This window comes from Sphingomonas hankookensis (assembly GCF_001619955.1).
GTDB classification, from domain to species: Bacteria; Pseudomonadota; Alphaproteobacteria; order Sphingomonadales; family Sphingomonadaceae; genus Sphingomonas; species Sphingomonas hankookensis_A.
In genome coordinates, this window is sequence record NZ_LQQO01000034.1 from 62,413 (window position 1) to 76,730 (window position 14,318).

Genomic DNA, 14,318 nt, shown 5'->3' on the forward strand with positions numbered 1-14,318 from the left:
CCCCCTCCACCATGCTGCGCATGGTCCCCCTCCCCGCGGATCGGGGAGGACCTTTTACTTGCAGCTGAGCTTCACGTCCGCCGTGGTGCCGAGCGCGACGCGTGCCACGCTGACCGTCATCGTGCCGTCGGTGGTCAGCACGAACGGCGTGTCGACCTTGCCCATGTTCACATTGCCGCCGAAGCATTTGAGCGGCACGCCCAGCGTCTTCCACTGGCCGGTGCCCAGCGGTTCGAGCCGGCCGAGCGCCACCTGCCCGCTACCCGGACCGCTGCGCAGCGACAGGGTGACCGGCCTGGTCGGGGCGGCATCGACCCGCATCGTCGCGGTCAGCATCACGTCGCCATTGGTCTGGCGCGTCAGGTCGACCGGCGACTGGGTGCTGAGCAGGATCTGCGCCGGGCCGCTGCCATCGACGACGAAGCGGCGCGCGCCTTCCTGAACACCATGGTCGGTCGCGGTGACCTTCACGCGGCCGGCGCCCGACTGTGCCGGGACCGTCGTGATGCGGGTATTGCCGCCGGTGCCGGCGCCGCCGACCTCCAGCGACCATGCGGTCGCGGGCAGGCCCTTGTCCATGAACACGTCGCCGGCATCGGCTTCGGCCACCTTGGCGTCCTCCGACAGGGTCGGCACGACCGTCCTGCTGGCGCCGGTCAGGCCATAGCCCAGCGGAAACTGGGTCGGACCGGTGGCATCCGCCGTCGCCGGCCACGGGAAGGACAAGGTGCCGGTGAAGTCGCGCTTCGCCTTGCCACTGCGGTCCTTGAGCAGCACATCGGCGACCCCAGCCCCTTCCGATCCGGGCAGCCACGCGACGACGAACGCATCGGCGGCGTTGATCGCGGCGTTCACGAACAGCGGGCGACCGGTCAGCATGACGGCGACGACGGGAATGCCCTGCGCCTTCAGCTTCTTCATGGTTTCAATGGGTTGGCGCAGTTCGGGGCGCAGCTGCAGCGTCTTGATGTCACCCTGGAACTCGGCATAGGGCGTTTCGCCGAACACGACGATCGCCGCATCGGGCTTGGCGCCGGTGAAGCTGCCATCGGGCGACAGCATGGCCGAACCGCCCGCCGCCTTGGCCGCGGCGTCGATCCCCTGGTAGATCGAGGTCGCGCCGGGGAAATATTTCGGATCGATCCCCGTCCCCTGCCACGTCAGCGTCCAGCCGCCCGACTGGCGCGCGACGTCGTCGGCCCCGTCACCGGCGACCAGCACCCGAGCCCCGGCCTTGATCGGCAGCAGCGAACCGTTGTTCTTGAGCAGCACCAGCGACTTGGCCACCGCTTCGCGCGCGATCGCGCGGTGCTCAGGGCTGCCGAGCAGGTCGAACTTGCCCGACAGCGGGCGCGACGACGGCTTGCCCGCGTCGAACAGACCGGCGCGCAGCTTAACGCGCAGGATGTTGGATACGGCGTCGTCGAGGCGTGCCATCGGGACTTCGCCCGACTTCACTTGGGCGACCAGGTTTTCCCAGATCGGCTTCCAGCTGTCGGGCGCCATGTACATGTCGAGACCGGCGTTGATCGCACGCGGGCACGACGCGTTGGTGCAGCCCGCCACCTGGCCATGCGCGTTCCAGTCGCTGACGATGAAACCGCCAAAGCCCATGCGCTTTTTCAGCACATCGGTCATCAGGCCCTTGTGACCGGTAATCTTTTCACCGTTCCAGCTCGAAAAGCTGGCCATGACCGTCTGCACCCCGGCGTTGATCGCCGAGACATAGGGCGTGCCGTGAATGTCGCGCAGCTGGGTTTCGGAAATCTTCGCGTCGCCCTGATCCTGACCGCCAAAGGTGCCGCCGTCCGCCAGGAAATGCTTGGTCGAGGCGAGGACGTAGGGACCCTTCAACTGGTTGGTCGATCCCGGCGCGCCCTGCAGCCCTTCGATGAACTGGGTGACGTAGCTGGCGACGAGCTTCGGATCGGACGAATAGCCTTCGTAGGCGCGGCCCCAGCGCAGGTCCTGCGGCACGGTGATCGTCGGCGCAAAGGTCCATTCGATGCCGGTCGCGCGGATTTCGGCGGCGGTCGCCTGCGCGATCTTCCGCATCAGCGCCGGATCGTGCATCGCACCCAGCCCGACATTGTGCGGGAACAGCGTCGCACCGACGATATTGCTGTGGCCATGCACCGCGTCGGTGCCCCAGATCACGGGCACGCCGACGCCGCCGCCGCTCTTGTCGACCGACGCTTCGTAGAAACGGTCGGCGAGCTTCAGCCATTCGGAAGCGGGCGCGAATTCGTCGTTGTTCGGCGCGGAATTGCCGCCGTTCAGGACCGAGCCGAGGTGATAGCGCTTGACGTCTTCCGGCGTCAGGCTGGCGATGTCGCCCTGCACGACCTGCCCGACCTTTTCCTCCAGCGTCATCCGCTTGAGCAGGTCGGCGATGCGCGCCTCGATCGCAGGGTCGGCCTTGTACGGCCAGTTCGCCCGCGGCCAGAGTTCGGGATGGACGGTCGCCGCCGGCGCCGGCGCCGGCACGGTCTGTGCCGCGGCGGGCAGTGCGCCCAGGCACAGGGCGGTGCCCAGCAGATACGTCGTAACCGGTTTCATGACATCGCTCTCCCCGACGTGCGCGCGAACCGCACATTCCTCTTGCCCACCCGTTCGGCAATTCCGACAGCGTTGTCAACGATCATTGCGCGGTTTTCGATAGTGAGTTTCGGATTGAACCGCGGGTCCGGCTGGTCCACGCTGTTGTCCGACAAACCGGCGGCCCGACCGTCGTACAGGGAGAATTCGGTGTTGCCCCCCATCCATGCGGTTGCCGGTCGGTGACGATCGAGCGCGCGCCCATCCGCCTGTCGGGAACCAATCTCGAACGTGCGGCGGACCATAACCAGCGGGTGACGCTGCACGCGATCCGGGTGTCGGGGTCGCTGACCCGGATCGACCTGGCCAATATCACCGGGCTGACCCCGCCGGCGATCGCCAACATCACCCGGCGGCTGCTGAGCGAAGGGCTGGTGCTGGAGGCCGGGCAGCGGCGCGGCGGGCGCGGGCAGCCGCCGACCAAGCTGGTGGTCAATCCCGCCGCCTGCTTCGCGATCGGCATCAATATCGACCGCGACCATGTGACGATCGTGCTGGTCGATTTCGCGGGACAGACGCTGGCGCGCGCATCGCAGGAAGTCGAGTTTCCGATGCCCGACGACGTCGCCGCCTTCTATCAATCGGCGATCGACCCGCTGATCGCCGAGGCGGGGGTGGACCGCCAGCGCATCGTCGGCATCGGCGTCGCGCGGCCCGACGATCTGGGCACCGTCGACCTGCCCGGCCGCCCGGACAATTATACCGTCTGGGAAGGCGTCGACATGGCCGAGCTGTTCGCAGCACCACTCGACCTGCCGGTCTTTGTCGAGAACGACGCCGCCGCCGCCGCGATGGGCGAATTACAGCTGGGACATGGCCAGCATCAGGCGAGTTTCTTCTATGTCCTGATCTCCTCGGCACTGGGCGGCGGGCTGGTGCTGGACGGCAGCTATTATCGCGGGGCGCAGGGGCGATCGGGCGAGCTGGGCTTCCTGCTGGGCAGCGACGGCAAGGGCGGGCAGGCGCAGATCCAGCATACCGTGTCGCTGTCGGGGCTGTCGCACCCGCTGCGCGATGCGGGCTTCACCCTGGCCGACATGCTGGGCGGACGCAGCGACGATCCGGCGCTGCTGGCGGTGGTCGACAGCTGGATCGATGCGTCGGTCGAACGGCTGGTCGAACCGCTGGTCGCGATCAACTGCCTGATCAATCCGGCGGCGGTGTTCGTCGGCGGACGGCTGCCCGGCGGGCATGTCGATACGCTGGCCGAGCGGCTGAACGCGCGAATGGCGACGGTCGGCAACGTGCCCGCCCTTGCCCCGGTGCGCCGCGCGATGCTGGCGGAGGATGCCCCGGCGGTCGGTGCGGCGATCCTGCCGTTCAGCCATTTCCTGCTGCCGAGCGCCACCGCCCTGTGGAAGGCAGAGGAGGCCGGCTGAGCGATCAGCCGCTGGTCGGTCGTGGCGGCGGGCAGGGAGCGGCGGGCGTCGCCCCGCCCTTGAACGCGGCGACCAGCGCCAGTTCGAAACGGGTCCCGCATCCGGTGGCGGGTGCGGGCGCAGGGCCGGGTGACAGGGGATCGTTCCGCATGGCGTCGCCTCCGTGATCGGACCAGTATCGCCCGACATGGTTAATTCGCAGTTAGCGATAACGGAGGGACGATGATCGTACGTATCGGTGCCATGGGTGGCATGATCGCCGCCGCCGCGATGAGCGTCACCGCGCCGGCCGTCGCCGCGCCGCAACCTTCGGCGGCGATCGCGGCGCTGGTCGACCGGTTCGATGCCGCTCGCGCGGCGTTCGACCCCGACGCCCTCGCCGCCACGCTGGCGGACGATTATGTCGAGATTTCGCCGGTCGGCACGGTCGATTCCCGCGCGGAGGTGCTAGGCTTCTATGCGCCCGAGAAGCGCCACCCCGCCCCGCCGATGCGCCATGACGAACGGGTCGTGCGGGTGAACGGCAACACCGCATCCATGACCGAACGCAAGGCGATCACGCTGCCGAACGGAACGGTGCGGGCGATCCGCGTCGGCTATGTCGCGCGGCGCACAGGGAATGGGTGGCGGCTGGTATCGGCGCAATATACCCCGATTCCGCCGGCCCGCTGAGCACCCGGTCGCGCCTGGGAACACGCAATTAGAATTTCAATTTGCTCTTTTCCCCGAATCCTGCGACGCTAAATCGATATTCACAAGTAAAACGGGTTTTGGGGGATGAACATGACTTTCGATCCGGCGGCACGGGGCAGGCATGGCGCGTTGCCGCTGGCCGGGATCGAACTGGGCGGGACCAAGTGCGTCTGCACGCTGGCGCACGGACCCGACGCCATCCTGGCGCAGGAAACCGTACCGACCGAACATCCCGCCGTCACCCTGCCGGCGATTGCTGCTATCCTGCAGAAGTGGTGGGACGCCGGGGGGTTCGCCGCACTGGGCATCGCCAGCTTCGGCCCGGTCGATCTCGATCCGTCCTCGCCGACCTGGGGCCATATCCTCGCCACGACCAAACCCGACTGGCCGATGACCGATGTCGCCGGTGCGTTGTCGAGCGGGTTCGACGTGCCGGTCGCGTTCGATACCGATGTCAACGGTGCGGCCTTTGCCGAGGTGCTGTGGGGCTGTGCCAAGGGGCTGGACGATTTCGCCTATGTCACGATCGGCACCGGGGTCGGGGTCGGGTTGCTCGTCAACGGCAAGCCGACGCGCGGGATCGGCCATGCCGAGATCGGCCATCTGCGCGTGCCGCGCCTGGCCACCGACACGCTGCCCAGCGGCTGCCCGTTCCATGACGATTGCGTCGAGGGGCTGGCATCGGGCACGGGCATCAAGGCGGCGCTGGGCGATGTCCATGTGTCCACGCTGGCGAACGATCATCCGGTGTGGGACCGGGTCGAGTCGGCGATCACCGCAATGTGCCATGCGATGGTGTGCACCACGGGGCCGAAGCGGATCGCGATCGGCGGCGGGGTGATGAACAAGCAGCCGCATCTGCTGGCGCGGATCGAACCGGCGCTGCGGGCGAGCATCAACGGCTATCTGCCGCTGCCCGAGCGCGACTATGTCGTCGCCCCGGCGCTGGGCGATCAGGCCGGGCCGATGGGGTCGATCGCGCTGGCGCAGGTGGCACTGGCGGAGCGGGTGGCGGCGTAGGGCTGGCCTCTCGGAATAAGCGACGTCACCCCGGACTTGATCCGGGGTCCCGCTTATCATCGACGGAAAGAAGCGGGACCCCGGGTCAAGCCCGGGGTGACGATAGGGTAGAGTTCTATCGCTGCATCGACACCCGGTTGCCCGCCCCGGCGACACTGACGCGCGCCTTGCTGCCATCAGGGGTGCGGTAGAGGACGGTGTTGCTGGCCCCGGCGATCCTGACCGAGGCGCGCGGGGCGAGGTCGATCGTCACGCGGTTACCGGCCCCTTCGATCACCAGCGCGCTGCACCGGCCGGTGATCATCATGGTATTGCCCGCCCCCTCGACGGTGGCGACGCCGCCGCCGCAGTCGAGTTCCTGCGTCGCTCCCGCCCCTTCCTGACGGACCTGTGCCGGCAGCGTGGCGGGCAGTACGAGGGCGGACAACAACAGCGCGGCGCGAACGGCCATGATCTCTCTCCCGGGACAATCAGGCGGTTAGCCTAACCGGATCAGGGGTAGGAAACCATGGTCGCTGCGACGATCAGTGAAGGCTCTTGGCCGAAGCGGCGTTGCGTGGGGGCGTGCGGCCGGCGGCGATGGCGAAGGCGCACAAGGCGGCATAGCAGAGCGCCGGCACGACGAACGCCGCGCCATGGCCGAGCGCACCCGACACCAGCCCGACGATCAGCGGGATCACCGCCCCGCCGAAGATCGCGGTGCAGAGCAGCCCCGAGGTTGCCGCCTCGCTGGCGGTCGAGCGTTCGAGGGTCAGGGTGAAGATGACCGGGAACATGATCGAGTTGAACAGGCCGATGGCCAGCGCCACGAAGCCCGCCCCGACCCCGCCGACGAACGCGACATAGAGGCACATGGCGACGGCGATACCAGTGAACAGCGCCAGCAGCTTGTGCGCCTTGACCTGCGACAGCAGCACCGACCCGATCGCGCGGCCGACCATCGCGCCCAGCCAGTAGAAGGCGACCGCCTTGCCGGCTTCCTGCAACGACACGCCGGGCACGCCGTCGCTGCCCATGGCGAGGCCCAGCAGCGGCACGCCGAACGCGGCGTCCGAAGCGGCCCAGGCATCGGCGTTGAGGAACAGCGCCATCTGCGTGCCGATGGCGACTTCGGCGCCGACATAGATGAAGATCGCGGCGGCGCCGAGCACCGCCCAGCGCGACGAGAAGGCGTCGCGCAGCAGCGCGGCAGGCGACGGGGTGTTCGCAGGCGCTTCCGGCACGGCGGCCGACACAACCTTGCGGCTGAGGAAGAAGAACACTGCCAGTGCGGCGATCAGCCCGGCGATCCAGAAATAGGCCCGGTCGATCCCGGCCAGCGCGCCGGCGCGCACCGCTTCGGTCAGCACCGTGCCGTCCTTTACCTCGACCCCTTCGAGGAACAGGCTCGCGCCGAGCAGGGGCCCCAGGAAGGTGCCGAACGAGTTGAACGTCTGGCTGAGCGTCAGGCGGAAATGGCTGAGCTTGGGGTCACCCAGCGCGGCGGCCAGCGGGTTCGCCGCGACCTGCAGGATGGTGATGCCCGAGGCGAGGATGAACAGGCCGAGCAGCACGATCGGGAAGACGGCGAGGTTCGCCGCGACCAGCATCGTCAGGCAGCCGACGACCATGGTGATGAGCGCGAACAGGATCGAGGGCACCGCCTTCAACCGGCCGAGCAGGATCGCGGCGGGCATCGAGACGAGGCCATAGGCGAGAAAGAAGGCCGATGCGGCGAACTGCGCCTCGAAATCGGACAGGGTGAAGATGCCCTTCACCGCCGCGACCAGTGGGTCGATCAGCGATGTGATGAAGCCCCATGCGAAGAACAGTGTCGTGACGGCGGCGAATGCCAGCCCGGTGGTGGCGGAACCCGCCCGTGTCTGTGCCAAAAGCGGCCTCCCCAACTCGGTCCTTGTCGGACTAATTCGACAATTTGCTTGCGATATTGGTCCGGTCGCCGAGCAGGCGGGCGATGTCAAGGAATTGGTAAGGATTGGGAGGTTCGAGGAACCATCGCCCCCGCCCCAGCGTCACCCCAGCGAAGGCGGGGGTATCCGGCGGCGAGGAGTGCGCTCCATAACCGGGAGATCCCAGCCTGCGCCGGGATGACGAATTTGGCAACTTCAGCCCAGCCGCGCCACCATGCCCGCCGCCAGTTCCGACAGGGTATCGTCACGCGCGCCCATCATGACGATGCGGTCGCCGGGGCGGGCCTGTTCGACGAGGAACGCCGCCGCTGCGTCGCGATCGGCGATGTGGCGCGCCGGGGCGCCGAGTGCCGTCAGGTCGGCGACGATGTCTGCGCTGGTCACTTCGCGGGTGACCGTCCCGCCGCGATAGACCGGATCGGGGAGCACCAGCAGGTCGTCGGCCACCAGCCGATCGGCGAACATCGCCACCAGTTCGCGCCGCATGACCTTCAGCGGGCCATAGCCGTGCGGCTGGAAGAACAGCAGCAGCCGGCCCGGCGCGCTGCGCAACGTGGCGATGGTCGCGGCGATCTTGTCCGGGTTGTGGCCGAAATCGTCGATGACGGCGACGCCGCCGGCCTGCCCCACCAGTTCGAAGCGGCGCTTGAGACCGGAAAAGCCGGCGATCGCCCGCGCCGCATCGGCGATCGGCACCCCGACCGCCGCCACGGCGCCGATCGCCGCCAGCGCATTGGCGACGTTGTGCCGCCCCGGTACAGCGAGGGCGACGGGATAGGTCGCTCCGTCCGCCGCCAGTTCGAACCGGCTGGCAAAGGGATCGAGCACCAGCGCGCGGGCGGCAAGATCCGCATCGCCCTCCACCGCGAAGGTCGTGCGCTTGTCCGCCGGGATCGTCGCCGCCAGCGCCGCCGCCTCGGCATCGCCGACATTGACGACCACCCGCCCCGCCCGCTCGGCGAATCCGCCGAACAGCGCGCGCAGTTCGTCGAGCGATTTGTGGTCGAGGCTGACATTGTTCAGCACCGCGACGTGCGGTCGGTAATAGGCGATAGAGCCGTCGCTCTCGTCCACCTCGCTGACGAACGCATCGCCCTGCCCGACCAGGGCGCTGGCGAAGGGGCGGTCGGGCGCGGCGAAGTCCTTCATCACCGCGCCGTTCATCACCGTCGGATCGCGGCCTAGCGCGTGGAGGATGAAGCCGATCATGCCGGTGACGGTCGACTTGCCGCTGGTGCCCGCGACCCCGATGGACAGCGTTGCTGCATTGAACAGTTCGGCGAGCAGTTCGGCCCGGCCCATCCGCTTCGCGCCGACGCGGTCGGCGGCGACGATGTCGGCGACGGTCGGTTCGATCGCGGCGGAGGCGATAACGATCTGCTCGGCCGACGCGATGCCGCTGCCATCCTGCGGGTAGAGCGCGATGCCAAGGGCACGCAGGGCATCGAACTTGGCGGGCAGGCTCGCCTGGTCGAGGCTGCGGTCGGAGCCGGCGACGGTCGCGCCGCGCCCGGCGAGGATCATGGCGAGGGGCATCATGCCCGACCCGCCGATCCCGACGAGGAAGAAGGATTTGCCGTACAGCATCGCGTGGCGCTATCGGGGTTGGTCCTGAGTGGCAAGCGGGGTTGCGTGATGCGTATCGGAGTCGTGGCACCGGCACGGCGGGTGGATGAGGAACAGATGGCCCGGACTCAGGGCTATGCCGCTCTCACCTATCCGACGCTCGACCTGGTCGTGCATCCGCAATGCTTCCTCGATGTCGGGCATTTCGCCGGGACCGACGAACAGCGTGCCGCCGCCTTTCTCGAATTCGCGAACGATCCGGGCTTCGACGCGATCTGGTTCGCGCGCGGCGGGTACGGGTCGAACCGCATCCTCGACACGGTGATGCCGCAGCTCAATCGCGCCGCGGCGGCGAAGAGCTATCTCGGCTTTTCCGACATGGGGTTCCTGCTCGGCGCGCTCTATGCCCGGCGGATCGGGCGGCCGGTCCATGGCCCGATGGCGGCGCAGGTCGGTAAGGCCGGCGGCACCAACAGCGCGGCGCGAGCGCTGGCGTGGCTGGTCAATCGCGACCGCACGATGCTGGCCCCGGAGCTCGACGGAAGGCCGACCGTCGCGTTCAACCTTGTCATCTTGTGCGCGTTGATCGGTACGCCGTGGCTGCCCGACCTGACCGACCATGTCGTGATCGTCGAGGAAGTCGGCGAGGATCTGTACCGCATCGACCGGCTGTTGTGGCAGCTGAGCGAGGCGACGCAATTGAAGGGCATCGCCGGCATCCGGCTGGGCGCGGTGACTGACCGCCATCCCGACGATACGGGGTTCGGCGAGACCGAGGAACAGATCGCCGCCAAATGGGCTCGGGCGATGGGCGTGCCGTATCTGGGGCGGGCGCATGTCGGCCATTATGCCGATAACATGGTGGTGCCGTTCGGGGTGGCGTGACGGGTTACCAGTTCGGCGGCTTATGAATCGTGTCGGTCGGCGTCGCCACCGGGTCGCTCAACTGCGAACTGGCGAGCAGATGTACGCGCGGATCGATCTTGAAATCAGCCAGTGCCTTGAGTTCGATGCTGCCCTTTGGCCGCGGCGGCACCAGTCCGACCACCGTACCGCAGTCAGCCTTCGCCATGCGGATCGGCGTGAGCAGGTCGGAATCGTTAGAGACGATTACTGCGCATTGGCAGTGCCCTGATAGGCATCACGCAGCAGATGCGCGGCGAGGTTCACGTCCGACCCCTTTTCCTCGCTCTTGTAGGTCCAAGCTTTTACGGGGTTACCGGCCGGATCGAGCTGGAGGACCGGCTTTCCGCCCATGCGCCGATAGCGACCGGTCGCGGGATCGGTTTCCACCATCACCTGACTGACGACCGAACTCATGAACGTCCCCAGATGCACTTCGACTCTGGGCAGTGAACGCAGCGCCTGAAGATACGCGAACTGGCGGGTCGGCTGGTCGGGGTCCTGCGGACGCGCATCGACCTGTGCCGTAAAGTAATGGATCTTGGTGACGCTGTTGCGCGGCAGCAGCTGATCGCACCAACGCTCCAGATCGAGCCATCTGTACGGCGTGCCTTTCAGCAGCCCATAATAGAGGTTGAACCCGTCGATATAGACATGGGTGTTCAAGGCGCCTGCCCTACAAAGAGCAACGGCGGGCTTTTGGCCCGCCGTGCGCCCGACGGCCGAAGCTCATCAGGGGAGTAATATTTTCTTATTAAGATAAAACATCGCGAATTGCAAAATCGCTCCTACTCCCCGAACGTCCGCGGCGCGGGGCTCACCGTCACCGCACCTCCCGTCCGCACCTCCTGCACCTCCAGCGCGCGTTCAGCCACGCCGTCGCGGCCGAAGCGGAAGGCGCCGTCGAGCCCCGCGAAGCCGTCCTCGGCACGCAACCGGCTTTCGGGAAAGTCGCGGCCGATTGCCCAGTCGCGGGCGATGCGGACGGTCAGCAGCACCGAATCATAGCCCAGACTCGACAGGCGGTATGGCGCGGCGTTGAAGCGGGCGCGGTATTTGGTCACGAACTGGCGATACAGGCCGTTCGAGACGCTGGCATACCAGGCGCCATTCAGCGCCGGCATCGATCCCAGGCCGGTTTCGGTGTTCCACAATTCGGTGCCAAGCACCTTGGCCGAACGGCTGGTCGACCGGCGGATCGCGGGCACTGCCAGCGCCGCCTGCCCTGCCTGATCGGCGATCAGGATCGCTTCGTAGGGCGAGGTCTTCGGCAGCTTCGCGACCGCCGCCGCGATCCCGCCCCGGGCATAGGTCTGGATCGAGACGACCTGTCCGCCGGCCTGCTCGACGGCGCGGAGGAAGCTGGTCGAGGCGCGCTGGCCATAGACGCCGGCAGGCACGAGGCCGGCGAACTGGGTCATGCCGTTGGTGCGGGCATAGCCGACGACCCGGTCGATCGACTGCGCCGGGGTATAGCCGAGCAGATAGGCACCGCCCCCGGCAACCGACACGTCGTTCGAATAGCTGATGACCGGCACCTTCGCCCCGCGGGCGATCGGGGCCACCGCGCGCACGTCGTCGGCGAGCAGCGGCCCCAGGATCAGCCGGTTGCCCTCCGCAATCGCGCGCTGCGCGGCGGCGGCGGCGCCGAGCGCGGTGTCATAGGTAGTGATTCGCACCCGTTCGCTGCGCGTGTCGAGCAGCGCCAGCTGCGTCGCATTGGCGATCGAGCGCCCGACCCCGCCATTGGGACCGCTGAGCGGTACCAGCAGCGCGACGCGGTGACGCTGATTATCCTCGGGAATGCCGCCGGTGACCGGGCCGGGCCGGGTCGGCTGCGGGCGGGTGGTGGTGGGCGGCGCCTGTTCGACCGGCCCCTTGGGAACGATGGTCGCGCACCCCGCGAGCAATGCCGCGCCGATCAGCGCCGTGGCGCGCGCGATGTGGTGCCGCCATTGCCGTGGCGCTATCGTGTCTGCCATGGACCTACCCCTGATGACCGAAAAACTTGTCCCCGGCCTCTACATCGTCGCGACCCCGATCGGCAATCTCGCTGACCTAACTATCCGTGCCGCCGATATTTTATCGCGCGCCGATGTGATCGCGGTCGAGGACAGCCGGGTAACGGCGGGGCTGTTGCGCCATATCGGGGTCAAGCGGCCGATGATCCCCTATCACGACCATAATGCCGAGGGGATGCGCCCGGGGCTGATCGCGCGGATGGCGAGTGAGGCGGTGGCGCTGGTGTCCGATGCGGGGACGCCGCTGATCTCCGATCCCGGCTACAAGCTGGTGCGCGATGCGCGGGCGGCGGGGCATGTCGTCGTCACCATTCCGGGTCCGTGCGCGGCGATCGCGGCGCTGACGCTGGCGGGCCTGCCGACCGACCGGTTCCTGTTCGCCGGCTTCCTGCCGTCCAAGGTGCATGCCCGGGCGGAGGCGATTGCCGAGATCGCCGGCGTCCGCGCGACCCTGGTCTTCTATGAAAGCGGGCAGCGATTGTCGGCGACGCTCGCCGCGCTGGCGGAAGGGCTGGGCGAGCGCGAATGCGGCGTCGCGCGCGAGATCACCAAGCGGTTCGAGGAGTGCGTGACCGGCACATTGTCGGCGCTGGCGGAGCGCTATGCCGATGCGCCGCCCAAGGGCGAGATCGTGATCGTAGTCGCCCCGCCCGGAGCCCCGGCGCCCGCGACGCAGGACGATGCCGACACGGCGCTGCGCGAGGCGCTGACCCGGCTGCCCACGTCGAAGGCGGCGGGCGAAGTGGCCAAGGCGTTGGGGCTGGACCGGCGCGAGCTGTACGCGCGGGCGATGGCGATGAAGGGGGAGTAGGGCGGACCGGTCCGCCATCCTTACGTAACCCCGGACCGGGTTTACGCCGCGATATTGCGCAGCGCGGTCATCTGGGTCGGGCGAACCGCATGGTTGATCGGCAGCGTATCGCCGCAGCAGGCACATTCGGCGATGATCCGCCCGACGAACCATTGCGACGCCCCGCAGGTCGGGCAATGGTTGCGACCATGCAGCGCGTAGAGGGGCACGCGGGTCGGCATCAAGGCGGTTCGTTCCACGGCAGTCTCCCTGTTGAAAAGGGAACGCCACCACCGCGCCACGGTTCCGTTACGAAGGGTACCAAAGACCGACGAGGACACGAAAGGTTCCAGACTGCAAGCGGCGACAGGCCATACCCGCCACCGGTCCGCCGCAGTTCCCGGTCAGGCCGGCGCGCGTTCGTCCAACAGCGTGTGCGCGTCAAGTCCCAGCAGGTCAATATGCGCGCGAATCCGTGGCCAATGCCCGCTCAGGAAGCGTTCGCGCTCCGCCATGCGCAACCGCTCCACGGCGCCGGGCAACACGAACATGCCGACGCCGCGCCGGACCTCGACATAGCCATCGTCCTGAAAGGTCTGGTACGCCTTGGCGACGGTCAGCGGGTTGGCGCCATGTTCGGCGGCAAAGGCGCGGACCGACGGCAACTGGTCCCCCGTGCGATATTCCCCGCGCAGGATCGCGGCGGCGATCAACGCGCGCAGGCGCAGATATACGGGCGTGTCCTCATGATCGATCGCTGTCATGCTGACTTAATACAGCAAGCGGCAAAAATGTCCATCATTCAACCGGACCATCGCGTACCGATGCGTGCCGGGTCGGGACGCGGCCGTTCGTCGAGCGGCCGGCCGGGCGAACCGATGAAAACGAAGCCGGCGATGCGGTCGTTCGCTCCCCCGAAGGCATCGCGCACCCGGTCGCTGAACGCCATCCATCCCGTCAGCCAGCTGGCGACATAGCCCATGGCGTGCGCGGCATGGAGCAGGTTCATCGTCGCCGCCCCGGCCGACAGTTCCTGTTCCCAGCGCGGGATATGGCTGTCGACCGGCGCGGACAGGACGACGATCAGCGCCTCGCCCTCATGCGCGAAGCGGTCGCAGGCTTCGAGATGCGCTTCGGTCGCCTTGGGATTCTCCACCACCTGCGCCTCGCGCAGCAAGGCTGCGAACGCCGCGCGCTTGTCCTGCGGCACCACGACGAAGCGCCACGGGGCGAGCTTGCCATGGTCGGGCGTGCGCGCGGCGATCGCGATCATCGCATCGATCTCGGCATCGCCCGGCCCCGGTGCGACCATGTCGCGCGGCTTGCCCGAACGGCGGGTGCGCAGATAGTCGAGCAGCGTGGAGCGGTCGTTGAAGGTCATGGGCCGCGATGTAGTCGCCGCGGCACGGCAGGCCAAGCATCGTCACATTCGCAACAA

General features: G+C 67.9%; 16 protein-coding genes. 5 read left to right on the forward strand and 11 right to left on the reverse strand.

What is annotated here, in order from left to right; translation table 11 throughout:
- Nucleotides 1–54 precede the first annotated feature (54 nt).
- Nucleotides 55–2,559 carry a glycoside hydrolase family 3 protein gene (locus AVT10_RS12255; protein ID WP_066691790.1) on the reverse strand — a complete coding sequence of 835 codons (2,505 nt, stop codon included), beginning with the start codon at nucleotides 2,557–2,559 and terminating at the stop codon, nucleotides 55–57.
- Nucleotides 2,560–2,780: 221 nt separating this feature from the next.
- Between AVT10_RS12255 and AVT10_RS12265 the strand changes: the two genes are divergently transcribed.
- On the forward strand, nucleotides 2,781–3,977 hold the full coding sequence (locus AVT10_RS12265; protein WP_066691796.1) for an ROK family transcriptional regulator: 1,197 nt from the start codon (nucleotides 2,781–2,783) through the stop codon (nucleotides 3,975–3,977).
- Nucleotides 3,978–3,981: 4 nt separating this feature from the next.
- Here the strand turns inward: AVT10_RS12265 and AVT10_RS18295 are convergent, their stop codons facing one another.
- Nucleotides 3,982–4,128 (reverse strand): hypothetical protein, encoded by a 147-nt coding sequence (locus AVT10_RS18295; protein WP_157092771.1) that lies wholly within the window; start codon nucleotides 4,126–4,128, stop codon nucleotides 3,982–3,984.
- Nucleotides 4,129–4,199: 71 nt separating this feature from the next.
- On the opposite strand from AVT10_RS18295, the gene AVT10_RS12270 reads away from it, so the two are divergent.
- Together AVT10_RS12270 and AVT10_RS12275 are read left to right on the forward strand one after the other, a co-directional pair.
- Entirely contained in the window at nucleotides 4,200–4,649 is a 450-nt protein-coding gene (locus AVT10_RS12270; protein WP_232308016.1) for a nuclear transport factor 2 family protein, read from the forward strand.
- Nucleotides 4,650–4,760: 111 nt separating this feature from the next.
- Complete coding sequence (locus tag AVT10_RS12275) at nucleotides 4,761–5,690, forward strand: ROK family protein (RefSeq protein WP_066692752.1); 930 nt, start codon at nucleotides 4,761–4,763, stop codon at nucleotides 5,688–5,690.
- Nucleotides 5,691–5,805: 115 nt separating this feature from the next.
- Here AVT10_RS12275 and AVT10_RS12280 read toward each other — a convergent pair whose 3' ends face one another.
- The 3 genes from AVT10_RS12280 to AVT10_RS12290 all read right to left on the reverse strand — a co-directional run bounded on the left by AVT10_RS12280 (nucleotide 5,806) and on the right by AVT10_RS12290 (nucleotide 9,187).
- Nucleotides 5,806–6,141, reverse strand: a complete 336-nt coding sequence (locus AVT10_RS12280; RefSeq protein WP_066691799.1) for a DUF3060 domain-containing protein — start codon at nucleotides 6,139–6,141, stop codon at nucleotides 5,806–5,808.
- Between the two features lie 73 nt (nucleotides 6,142–6,214).
- The gene (locus tag AVT10_RS12285) at nucleotides 6,215–7,561 is read right to left on the reverse strand and encodes an MFS transporter (protein ID WP_066691802.1); all 1,347 of its coding nucleotides are present in this window, start codon (nucleotides 7,559–7,561) and stop codon (nucleotides 6,215–6,217) included.
- Nucleotides 7,562–7,795: 234 nt separating this feature from the next.
- Nucleotides 7,796–9,187 (reverse strand): glutamate ligase domain-containing protein, encoded by a 1,392-nt coding sequence (locus tag AVT10_RS12290; RefSeq protein ID WP_066691804.1) that lies wholly within the window; start codon nucleotides 9,185–9,187, stop codon nucleotides 7,796–7,798.
- A 48-nt stretch (nucleotides 9,188–9,235) separates the two neighbouring features.
- Here AVT10_RS12290 and AVT10_RS12295 point away from each other — a divergent pair, with 48 nt between their 5' ends.
- Entirely contained in the window at nucleotides 9,236–10,051 is an 816-nt protein-coding gene (locus tag AVT10_RS12295) for an LD-carboxypeptidase (RefSeq protein ID WP_066691806.1), read from the forward strand.
- A 4-nt stretch (nucleotides 10,052–10,055) separates the two neighbouring features.
- Here AVT10_RS12295 and AVT10_RS12300 read toward each other — a convergent pair whose 3' ends face one another.
- The 3 genes from AVT10_RS12300 to AVT10_RS12310 all read right to left on the reverse strand — a co-directional run bounded on the left by AVT10_RS12300 (nucleotide 10,056) and on the right by AVT10_RS12310 (nucleotide 12,051).
- On the reverse strand, nucleotides 10,056–10,238 hold the full coding sequence (locus tag AVT10_RS12300) for a hypothetical protein (RefSeq protein WP_066691808.1): 183 nt from the start codon (nucleotides 10,236–10,238) through the stop codon (nucleotides 10,056–10,058).
- A 38-nt stretch (nucleotides 10,239–10,276) separates the two neighbouring features.
- Nucleotides 10,277–10,735 (reverse strand): NYN domain-containing protein, encoded by a 459-nt coding sequence (locus tag AVT10_RS12305; protein ID WP_066691810.1) that lies wholly within the window; start codon nucleotides 10,733–10,735, stop codon nucleotides 10,277–10,279.
- A 122-nt stretch (nucleotides 10,736–10,857) separates the two neighbouring features.
- The gene (locus tag AVT10_RS12310; protein ID WP_066691813.1) at nucleotides 10,858–12,051 is read right to left on the reverse strand and encodes a penicillin-binding protein activator; all 1,194 of its coding nucleotides are present in this window, start codon (nucleotides 12,049–12,051) and stop codon (nucleotides 10,858–10,860) included.
- A 13-nt stretch (nucleotides 12,052–12,064) separates the two neighbouring features.
- Between AVT10_RS12310 and rsmI the strand changes: the two genes are divergently transcribed.
- Nucleotides 12,065–12,901 carry a 16S rRNA (cytidine(1402)-2'-O)-methyltransferase gene (gene rsmI, locus AVT10_RS12315; protein WP_066692754.1) on the forward strand — a complete coding sequence of 279 codons (837 nt, stop codon included), beginning with the start codon at nucleotides 12,065–12,067 and terminating at the stop codon, nucleotides 12,899–12,901.
- Nucleotides 12,902–12,942: 41 nt separating this feature from the next.
- Here rsmI and AVT10_RS12320 read toward each other — a convergent pair whose 3' ends face one another.
- The 3 genes from AVT10_RS12320 to AVT10_RS12330 form a co-directional block, all read right to left on the reverse strand.
- Entirely contained in the window at nucleotides 12,943–13,140 is a 198-nt protein-coding gene (locus AVT10_RS12320; RefSeq protein ID WP_126015146.1) for a hypothetical protein, read from the reverse strand.
- A 144-nt stretch (nucleotides 13,141–13,284) separates the two neighbouring features.
- Complete coding sequence (locus tag AVT10_RS12325; protein WP_066691818.1) at nucleotides 13,285–13,644, reverse strand: GntR family transcriptional regulator; 360 nt, start codon at nucleotides 13,642–13,644, stop codon at nucleotides 13,285–13,287.
- Between the two features lie 38 nt (nucleotides 13,645–13,682).
- Nucleotides 13,683–14,261 (reverse strand): nitroreductase family protein, encoded by a 579-nt coding sequence (locus AVT10_RS12330; RefSeq protein ID WP_066691821.1) that lies wholly within the window; start codon nucleotides 14,259–14,261, stop codon nucleotides 13,683–13,685.
- Between the last annotated feature and the right edge of the window lie 57 nt (nucleotides 14,262–14,318).

Bases quoted from the DNA above. Each gene is read 5' to 3' on its own strand.
- AVT10_RS12255 (WP_066691790.1), bottom strand. From the start codon at position 2,559: ATGAAACCGGTTACGACGTATCTGCTGGGCACCGCCCTGTGCCTGGGC.
- AVT10_RS18295 (WP_157092771.1), bottom strand. From the start codon at position 4,128: ATGCGGAACGATCCCCTGTCACCCGGCCCTGCGCCCGCACCCGCCACC.
- AVT10_RS12270 (WP_232308016.1), top strand. From the start codon at position 4,200: ATGATCGTACGTATCGGTGCCATGGGTGGCATGATCGCCGCCGCCGCG.
- AVT10_RS12275 (WP_066692752.1), top strand. From the start codon at position 4,761: ATGACTTTCGATCCGGCGGCACGGGGCAGGCATGGCGCGTTGCCGCTG.
- AVT10_RS12280 (WP_066691799.1), bottom strand. From the start codon at position 6,141: ATGGCCGTTCGCGCCGCGCTGTTGTTGTCCGCCCTCGTACTGCCCGCC.
- AVT10_RS12290 (WP_066691804.1), bottom strand. From the start codon at position 9,187: ATGCTGTACGGCAAATCCTTCTTCCTCGTCGGGATCGGCGGGTCGGGC.
- AVT10_RS12295 (WP_066691806.1), top strand. From the start codon at position 9,236: ATGCGTATCGGAGTCGTGGCACCGGCACGGCGGGTGGATGAGGAACAG.
- AVT10_RS12300 (WP_066691808.1), bottom strand. From the start codon at position 10,238: ATGGCGAAGGCTGACTGCGGTACGGTGGTCGGACTGGTGCCGCCGCGG.
- AVT10_RS12310 (WP_066691813.1), bottom strand. From the start codon at position 12,051: ATGGCAGACACGATAGCGCCACGGCAATGGCGGCACCACATCGCGCGC.
- rsmI (WP_066692754.1), top strand. From the start codon at position 12,065: ATGACCGAAAAACTTGTCCCCGGCCTCTACATCGTCGCGACCCCGATC.
- AVT10_RS12325 (WP_066691818.1), bottom strand. From the start codon at position 13,644: ATGACAGCGATCGATCATGAGGACACGCCCGTATATCTGCGCCTGCGC.
- AVT10_RS12330 (WP_066691821.1), bottom strand. From the start codon at position 14,261: ATGACCTTCAACGACCGCTCCACGCTGCTCGACTATCTGCGCACCCGC.